The organism is Streptomyces sp. NPDC102437 (assembly GCF_044765565.1).
Classification (GTDB): Bacteria; Actinomycetota; Actinomycetes; order Streptomycetales; family Streptomycetaceae; genus Streptomyces.
Map to the genome: position 1 here is coordinate 1 of NZ_JBIWKI010000097.1, position 8,689 is coordinate 8,689.

Annotated in this window: 6 protein-coding genes; 2 read left to right on the plus strand and 4 right to left on the minus strand. The window is 69.0% G+C overall.

Annotated elements, in window-relative coordinates:
- Positions 1–249: transposase (locus tag ACIRJP_RS41250; RefSeq protein ID WP_404186194.1), on the minus strand; the 249-nt coding region annotated here is incomplete at its 3' end.
- A gap of 297 nt (positions 250–546) precedes the next feature.
- On the opposite strand from ACIRJP_RS41250, the gene ACIRJP_RS41255 reads away from it, so the two are divergent.
- Positions 547–2,988 (plus strand): WD40 repeat domain-containing protein, encoded by a 2,442-nt coding sequence (locus ACIRJP_RS41255; protein ID WP_404186196.1) that lies wholly within the window; start codon positions 547–549, stop codon positions 2,986–2,988.
- A 184-nt stretch (positions 2,989–3,172) separates the two neighbouring features.
- Here ACIRJP_RS41255 and ACIRJP_RS41260 read toward each other — a convergent pair whose 3' ends face one another.
- The 3 genes from ACIRJP_RS41260 to ACIRJP_RS41270 form a co-directional block, all read right to left on the minus strand.
- Positions 3,173–6,148: a Tn3 family transposase gene (locus tag ACIRJP_RS41260; protein ID WP_404186198.1), complete on the minus strand. Its 2,976-nt coding sequence runs from the start codon at positions 6,146–6,148 to the stop codon at positions 3,173–3,175.
- Positions 6,149–6,669: 521 nt separating this feature from the next.
- Positions 6,670–7,050, minus strand: a complete 381-nt coding sequence (locus ACIRJP_RS41265) for a hypothetical protein (protein WP_404186200.1) — start codon at positions 7,048–7,050, stop codon at positions 6,670–6,672.
- On the minus strand, positions 7,047–7,304 hold the full coding sequence (locus ACIRJP_RS41270; protein ID WP_360937498.1) for a hypothetical protein: 258 nt from the start codon (positions 7,302–7,304) through the stop codon (positions 7,047–7,049). Before ACIRJP_RS41270 ends, ACIRJP_RS41265 begins: the two co-directional genes overlap by 4 nt.
- A gap of 298 nt (positions 7,305–7,602) precedes the next feature.
- On the opposite strand from ACIRJP_RS41270, the gene ACIRJP_RS41275 reads away from it, so the two are divergent.
- Positions 7,603–8,166, plus strand: coding sequence for a Uma2 family endonuclease (locus ACIRJP_RS41275; protein ID WP_404186203.1), 564 nt, complete (start codon positions 7,603–7,605; stop codon positions 8,164–8,166).
- Positions 8,167–8,689: the final 523 nt, after the last annotated feature.

The following is an 8,689-nucleotide window of genomic DNA, read 5'->3' on the forward strand; positions in this document are numbered from 1 at the left end:
CTGCGCCCAGACACCGGCCTCGGTCCAGTCCCGCAGCCGACGCCAGGCCGTCACACCGCTGCAGCCGACCTGTTCGGCCGGAACGTCTCGCCAGCTCACGCTCTTGCACAGCACGTAAACGATGCCCCGCAACGCAGCCCGGTCATTCGCCGGCAACCGTCCGGGATACCGATGCCGCCGCGGCGGACGAGCAGGCAACAGCGGGGCCACACGTTCCCACAGGTCATCAGGCACAAGATCAGCAGACACCCAACAGATCCTGCCGACACATCACCCAACTGCCAAGACCCACAACGAACTTCATTCTGAAACGATCAGTAAGGCACGTTTCCGACGTATTCCGGTTGACCTCCCTGTACGAGAACAAGTCCCCAGCACACATGGCGTGTTGGCGGCGGTCAGAAGGCTCGTTGCCGCAAGGCGCCAAGCGACCTCCGGATGACTGAGCTTCGAGGAGAGGGCACCGCTGGTCCCGGCGAACCTGCGCGGCTGACTATCCCGCGCACTCCGACGGTCGTTGTCAGTGCGGCCCCATAACTTGGGGCCATGATGGAAAGATCTGATCACGTGTCCCGGGATGTGACTGCCTCGCAGGCGCTGGCTTCTTGGCGGGCGGACTGGACGTGCGGTTCCGGGTCGGACCCCCGGCTGCTGCGCTGCTTCAAGGGTCACGACGCCCCTGTGGTCGCGGTGGCGACGGCGGTTGTCGACGGGCGTCCGGTTGTCGTCTCGGCGAGCCGCGACGCGGCGATGTGTATCTGGGACCTGGCGACGGGGGAACGGCTGCATACGCTGACGGCAGCTCCCCCCGACCCCATGTCGTCGTTGTCGCCCGAGTTGGTGGCCCTGGCCACGGTGGTGGTCGACGGGCAACCCCTGGTCCTCACGTGCCACGAGGACGGGACCGCAAGGCTGTGGGATCCGGAGACGGGACGTTCTGCGGGCGAACTGGTCCTGGGCCTGGCGCGGTTGGATATGGACGGTCGGCACGTGGTGCTGGCCATCGGGGCGGACCGGACGCTGGGTGTGTGGGACCAGGCCACCGGCAGCCGACTGGGCGCGTTCCCCTGGATGGCGGGCATAGGGGAGCTGGATGGACGCAAGGTCGTTGTCACCTCTCCACCGGACCATCCAGCGCAGGTGTGGGACCTGGCCACCGGCCGCGAGGTCGGCGAGTGCCTGCCGGCCGAGGGACCCTGGACACTTGAAGGGCGGCACTTCGCCGTAACCGGTGAAGAGGGCCAGGCACCCCGTGTGTGGGATCTGGACCGCCACGTGCTTCTGGCAGCCGACCCGCAGGAGTTGCTGGCGGATACCGAGTGCGTTGACGGATTGTCAGCCCTGACGGTCGTCGGCGGGCGGGTCGTGGTCCTCAGCTTCCGCTACGAGGAGGCACCGGAAGTTGTCGGTGACCTGGCTCCCATTGTTTTTCCCGACGGCCCGTCCGAGACCCTGATCCGGGAAGAACGCAGTGTGGCGCTCGTCGTAAACGCGGACCAGACACTGCGCTTCTGGGACCTGCCGACGAGCCCCATAGGCCCTGACGGTACGCGGAGCATCCGCAGCATCCCTTTGGAAGCCGCTGAGGGGAAAGGGCTGATCAATACCGACCCGGAAGACCGGGTCGTCCTGTGGGCCCTGGTCTCCGCCCGGACGAACGGCCTGCTCGCCACCGAGTTGCGCTGGGGAATCGGGGTAGGGGTCGCTTCCCGGAGTCTGGTGCTGGATGACCTGCCCGTCTCCCTCATCGCCGAATCGGACGGCACCATCACGGTGCGGCACGCACTCAGCCTGTCGCCTGCGGGCAGTGCGCTGACCGGTCACACCGATCGGGTGTGGGCCATCGACAGCGCTCCGGTCGGGACGCGAACCCTGGCGGTCACGACATCCCGTGACCGCACCGTACGCGTCTGGGATCTCGCCACCGGCGAACAGGAGGGTGAGCCCCTCACCGGGCACACCGGCCAGGTGTGGGACGTCGCCACCACCGTTGTGGACGGACGTTGCGTCGCCGTCACCGCAGGGGAGGACCACACAGTGCGCACCTGGGACCTCATCGCTGCCCGAGGGGACGGCGGCCGGTTGCGTGCCGGACACACCGAATCAGTCCTGGCGGTCGCCACTGCGGTCGTTGACGGCGTCCCCGTGGTCGTCACCGCAGGCGCCGACCACACCGTGCGCACCTGGGACCTGGCCACCGGCTCGCGGGCCTTCGACTCCCTGAGCGCAGAGGTGTCCGCCATGACGATGGCGGTGGTGGGCGGACACGCGGTCGTCGTCACGGCGGCTCCCGACGCCACCCTGCACGTCCTGGAGCTCGCCACCGGCCGACCGGTCCGCCGCCCGTTTCCCAGCGGCCACGGCAGAGTCCTGGCCATCGCCTCGACGGCCCTGGACGGCCTGCCCGTCGCCCTCACCGCAGGCAGTGACCGCGTCGTGCGCGTTTGGGACCTCACCACCGGGCAGCCCCTGGTCGCACCTCTCACCGGTCACTCCAGCCGTGTTACCACCGTCGCCACCGCGGTTCTCGGCGGACGGCCCGTGATGGTGACAGGCAGCTGGGACAAGACGGTGCGACTGTGGGACCTCCCCACTGGCCGACAGCTCGGTGAACCCCTGATCGGCCACACCGACTGGGTGACCGCCGTGGCCACTGCCACCTTGGGCGGAGCTCCCATCGCGATCAGCAAGGGCCGGGACCGGACGGTACTCATGTGGAACCTGTCCACGGGGCAGCAGATCGGCAATGCCCAGGCCGCCGAGTCAGGCTCCGGCAATTCGCTGGCGGTCTCAGCGATGGCCGACGGACGGCTCGTCGCGGCCCTCGCCGATGACCACACCGTGCGGTTCCACGATCTCACCGCAGGGTGCCCGGCCGGTACCGACCACCTGCTCCCTTTCCCCGTGCACTCACTCGCTGCGGCACCGGGCGGGCGCTTCGTGGTTGGGTTCGGTTGTGAGGTCGCGGTGCTGTCGAGGACATCCTGACAAGCCAGGTCTCGCCAGGGTAGCGACGGTCCTCGCCGAGCCGCAGCTGTCGCTCCGCACGGTCCGTCGGCAGGACGGATACAGAGGACGCCGGGAGGGAGCGGAACTGGCCGTCGACATAGTCCTGCACCGGACAGCGCTCGGCCACCCACCTGTGGCCGGGCGGCCCTGGAGCGGACCAGGCTCATGCGTTCTCCACGGTTGCTCGGGCAGCCTCGCTGTCCGCGCCTCGGGGCCCCGGAACGGTCACCTCGGCGAGGTTGAGGCGAGTGTCCATGTCGAGGTTCACGTCACCGTACGGGCGGACGTGGGACCAGAACAGCGGGGTCAGGCCGCGCCGGTCGGCGGCGGTGAGGAGGTCCGTCCATTCCGGTTCGCCGAGGATGTCCTGGAGCATCAGGGTGTTCACGTAGACCAGGGCGGATTGCAGGATGCGCAGGCACAGGACGACCATCTCCTGCTCGTCGCGCCGGTTCGAGGCGATCTCCCCGCCCTTCCCGTAGGCGATCACGGAGTTGGCGCCGTTGGAGGACTCCATCACGTTCAGGCCCTCCTCGATCTCCCGCTGAAGGTCCCTCAGCCGCAGGTAGCGGGCCACGAAGATGGTCTTCTGTGCGCGGCCGACCTCCAGCATGGCCGCGTAGGTGGGGTGGGAGGCGTTGCGGGTGAAGCGGCGCAGGATCGCCTCAGTGGACGCGGCCCGCGTGCGGATCGCGGTCGCGTACTTGATCATCTGGTCGTACTGCTGGGCGATGAGCTCCCAGCGGATCGGACGGGTCAGCGCCGGGGTGAGCTGAGGGTAGGCATCCGGTTCGCCGGCCACCGGCCGGTACAGCTTCACCTTGTTGATCCGCTTGATGCGCGGCAGCAGGTCGAAGTTCAGCAGCCTCGTGATGCCGAACCCGATTTCCGACTGGCCATGACTGTCTGTGTAGTTGGCCTCGACGTCCATAGTGGTGCCGTGCCGCATCGCGCCCTCGACCATCGCGGCGACCTCGGAGGCCGTGCAGTTGATCAGCTGGGAGTGGATGGCCAGCGACTTCTTCTCCACGTGCCAGTAGATGAGCACCCCACGGCCGCCGTAGCGCGAGTGCCACTCGGTGAACAGGTTCTGGTCGTAGGCCCGCACGTGCGTGGAGTCGGAGGCGACCGCCGTCGAGCCCTGGCCCCACAACTCGGTACTGCGCGCGGCGAAGGTGGCGTTCGCGATCTCGATGGCGATCTGCCGGGCCGTCTCCGGGGTGAGATACCGGCGGCGCACGTAGCACAGTTCGTCCTCGGTGCGGCCGTGTCCGCCGGAGGCAACGGCCTTGATCCCGGTGTTCGTGCCGTAGGCGTAGATCACCAGGAGCAGGCGCTCGGCCAGGACCTCCGCCGAGAGGGAGCCGCCGCCGGAGACCGAGGTGACCGCGTCCAGTACCTCGCCCTTGATCCTGCGCAGGTTGCGCGGCTCGCGCTGGGCTTCGGCCGGGGTCAGCCGGATCGCGCCGGACTTCCGCTCGGCGATGTCCAGCCAGCTCAAGCGCGGCATCCCATCGTTGAGCAGCGTCAGCTCGGTGGTCATCTGCTCGCGCAGCTCGTTGACAAAGTCGGCCGCGTCCAGCGGCTTGCGCAGCTCGCGGTAGTTCTCCTCGCGCCGCTCGGCGAAGTCCTGGGGCAGGTCCTCATCCGGATTGCGCCACTTGTCGGCGCCGACCACCCAGATCTCCTTGCACTTGAGCTGGTCGCGCAGGGCCTGGAAAGCGACGATCTCGTAGACCATCCGCACCACCCGGCGCCGGCCGCGTTTGTCGGTGCGGTGCACGACCTCGGCCCAGTCCCCGCCCATCGCCTTGTGCACGGGCACGGTCTCGCCCAGCGGGTAGTACGTGGTGTTGCCCGCCGCCGCGTACCGGGCCACCAGCGCCAACGCCTCGATCACCGGCCGGTGGGTGTGGTTGGACGAGCGGAACTCCAGCACATCCAGCAGCTTGATCAGCCCGCGCCGGTAGTGGTTGGTGTACGACGCCTTCAGCGTCGTCTGCACTGTGCGCCGGTAGACCGGGCCACGGGTCTTGAACTCGTGCACCAGCTCCCGCAGCGTCTGCTCGCCCCCGGACACGGCCGGGTAGACGACCTCGCGGACCGTGCCCCCCGGCTCGCCGATCGACGCCTCGGCGAGCTTGAAGAGGATGTTCTCCTTGCCCGACACCTTCTTGAACGCGTTGACCAGTTGCTCGGTAACCTTCTTCTCCGCCCGCGCCCCGATCCGGTGCACCGTGGAGATCAGCAGCTCCACCAGCGTGTCCGTGATCTCCCGTTCCCGCTCGTGCAGCAGCGCGGCCAGCAGCGTCACCCGCAGCGGCAGCGGGTGAGTGCGCAGGTGGGAGGGCGATTCCACCGCGGCCCGCGCCCGCCATCCGGCCACCACCTTCGGCGCGACGTCAGCGAAGAGGTCTGCCAGCAGCCCGACCGCCCTCACCGCGAGCAGCTTGTCGATCTCGGTGAGCATCGTCTCCAGGCTCACATTGCCCGGAGCCTCCTTGATCTTGCCTAGGACCGGCGGCCCGTCCTCGCCCTCACCGGCACCGGCTTCACCGGGTACGGCGTCGTCCGTCTGGTCGGCCCCGGCGACCAGGGCGATGATCCGCTCCGTGCCCTGAACCGTGATCCGGACTGAGATCCTCGCTGTCAGCATCTCCTTGGCCACTCGCAGCGCGGCGCCCACGATCCGGTCGCACCGCCCCGGAGTCGGCGGCTCGATGCTCTCCGTGCGGCAGCGGGCCAGCAGTTCCACCCGTACCTGCTCCGGCCGCCGCTCCTTGCACGCGACGTATTCGGCGAGCCAGCCGGTCAGCTTGTCCGCATCCGCAACGCTGCACTCACGAAAGCCCAGGTGCCCCCGGATCTGCGCGCGGTGGTACTCCACCGTCCGGCCGCTCCACTCGTACACGTCCAGCTCGGCGGCAGGCACCTGTACCTGCCGGGCGACGAACTCCACCGCCTCGCCCGGCAACTCGAACCGGCCCCGGGGAAACCGGCCGTACTGCGTATAGAACTTCAGCAACACGGCGAAGCCCAGTCGCGTCGCACCGCGCTTACCTGACACAAGCCCATGCTCGTCCTTCAACAGCGTCCAGTGCTCGACCAGGTCGTCCAGGTCCAAAGGGGTACGGGCCACGGTCGTCGATCGTCCTCTCGGGGCCCCACCCCGCGCAGCTGTACGACCCCGGACTCACCCACACGGGTGACATCCTCGCAAGATCACCACCGTTTGCGGCTGGTGACAGTGTTCTTACCGGCACCCCGGCTCCTCGCTTCCCCCGCGAGATCACCGGCGCCGTCGACGAATACCTGCCCCACCGCACCCACCGCGCACTCGCCGGCTCCACCGAACACAACCGAACACACCGGACCGCTCCTCACCTCCCGCAACGGCCGCGCCCTGGACCGCGAATCCACCGCACGCCGCCTCCTGCGCGCCGTCCTCACCGCAGGACCCCGAAATCCTTCCCGTCCGCCTCACCGGCGACGAGATCGCCCACACCCCCGAAGACCTGCGCCCGTTCACCGTCACCGACGCCCGACCGGCGAGCCGGACACCGAATGGACACGGGGACTGAGACCGGCCGGCCCCACCGGCCCGGAACGTCAGCCGTCCACAGCTCTCCCCTGGCCCCGCGAGAAGGGCACGGACCCGGTTCAGGCGTTGAGATCCAGTACGCGCACCGGTTCGCCCTCCCACCGCTTCGGGGCCGTGGTGGCGATGATCGCTCCGTCCGGGCGGTCCGGGGTGGGCTGCGCCGCGTACTGGCTGTGGGCCGCCGCCCACGTGTCCTGCCGGGCGAGGGCCAGAGCCGCGGCCAGATCCAGGTCCAGAACGGTGATGCCCGGCAACGCGGCAAGGTGCTCGGCCGTGCCGGGCCGCGCACGGTCGGCCTCGACGAGAGCGCACGCTGGGGCGTACAGGAACCAGCCGGATTCGGCATGGGCCCGGTGAATGAGACGAGAGGCAAGGACGTTGCCCTGGCCGGCCGCTTCCATCGCCGTTTCGTCCAGGACGATGTGCACCGCATCGGTCACCGGCTCGTCACCCGGGCCAGGCGCCGGTCCAGCTCACTGTCCAGGCCGTCCTGCTCGGCCGGAGTGGGGGCATAGCCGTTCCACTCCTCCAGCGCGACCCGCGCCTTCTCCGCACGCTCGGCACGCTCGGCCGGAGTCAGCATGGTCTCGGCCAGACGCGCCAGATAGGCACGCAGCGACAGACCCTCAGCAGCCGCGATCGCGGCAAGCCGCTCCTTGGCCTCCTCGGGGATACGGACATTCGCATCGGACATCGTCGTACTCCTTTCCACCCCGCCCAGGGTACGGGTACGTACCCGTACCCGTCACGACGGAGGAATCACCACCTGCGCCACGTCCGCCGCCCCTGCGGTACCGGCTGAGCACGACTGGTTTCCGGCCCCCGCCCCTTGTTGTCACATCCACCCGGCAGAATGGGGTCGGGGCCGCCGCGACGGCGGTCCCGACCTGCTTCCGCGGGACCGACGACCACCGTCGTAAGGCCTGCCAGGAGACACCCGGCACCGGTCCGGGTCACACTGGCGGTGCTGTGCGGATGAGGAGGTGGAGGGAATGAGCGTTGCAACCGATCACACCGGGCCGTGGACCGTCGCCGACGTCCTCGCGCTGCCGGAGGACCGCAGTGTCCGGTACGAGCTGCTGGGGGAGTCCCTGGTGATGTCCCCCGCCCCCGGCCTGCGCCACCAGCGTGCGTCCTTCCGGCTCCACGTGGCCCTGGACGCCGCGGCCCGCGCCGCCGACGCGCCGGTCGAGATCCTGGAAGCCATCAATGTGACCCTGCCGTCCGGCCTGGTGGTGCCGGACATCGTGGTCGCCGACGCCGGCGCGACCGTCGACGACGGTGTCAGCATCGACGCCGAAGCCGTCCAGCTCGTGGTCGAGCTGGTCTCCCCCGGCAACAAGACGATGGACCGGAAGTTCAAGCCCATGCTCTACGCCGAGGCCGGGATCCCGCACTACTGGCGCCTGGAATTCGACCCAGCCCCCCTGCTCATCATCACCGAGCTGGAAAACGGCCGGTACGTCGAGCAGACGACCGCCCTGTCCGGCGAGGTCACCCGACTCGATGCCCCGTTCCCCTTCGCGATCGACCCGGCCGGGCTCGCCCGGCAGTAACCGGCCGACAAGTTGACTGCCTGGGCTCATTGCCATCAGCACCAACGAGCGCCTGGCCGCGGCGCGCGAGTCTGCGGCCGGATCGGCCTTCCCCACATCTGCCTGTCCCGGATGAACCACGCCCAAGCAGTGGAACTCCTCACCCGCCGCCTCCTGCTGAACGACACGCATGTCGGCTGCGCGGCGCAACGGGGCGACGGCGACGAGCTTGACGACGGCCCACCCGGGCGTTCCTGCCCGACGGCGAGCTGTCGCGCGCACAGTTCGAGCAGGCTTCGCTCGACGTCGGCAAACAGGTTGGCGAGGCATTGCGACCCGCTACGACAAGACCCCGGGGAGCTACCTCGCCGGCCTCCACCTCCGCGCCTCGATGATCTGGGTCAAGGACCTCACACGAGCAGCCCCTTGATCACAACCAGATACGCTCCCTAGTACTCCAGCAGGATTTCGCTGTCTGACCTGCGGATTTCGCTGGGCGGCTGGAGTGTAGCGGGCTGTGGAGTGGGCAGGGGCGGTTTCACGG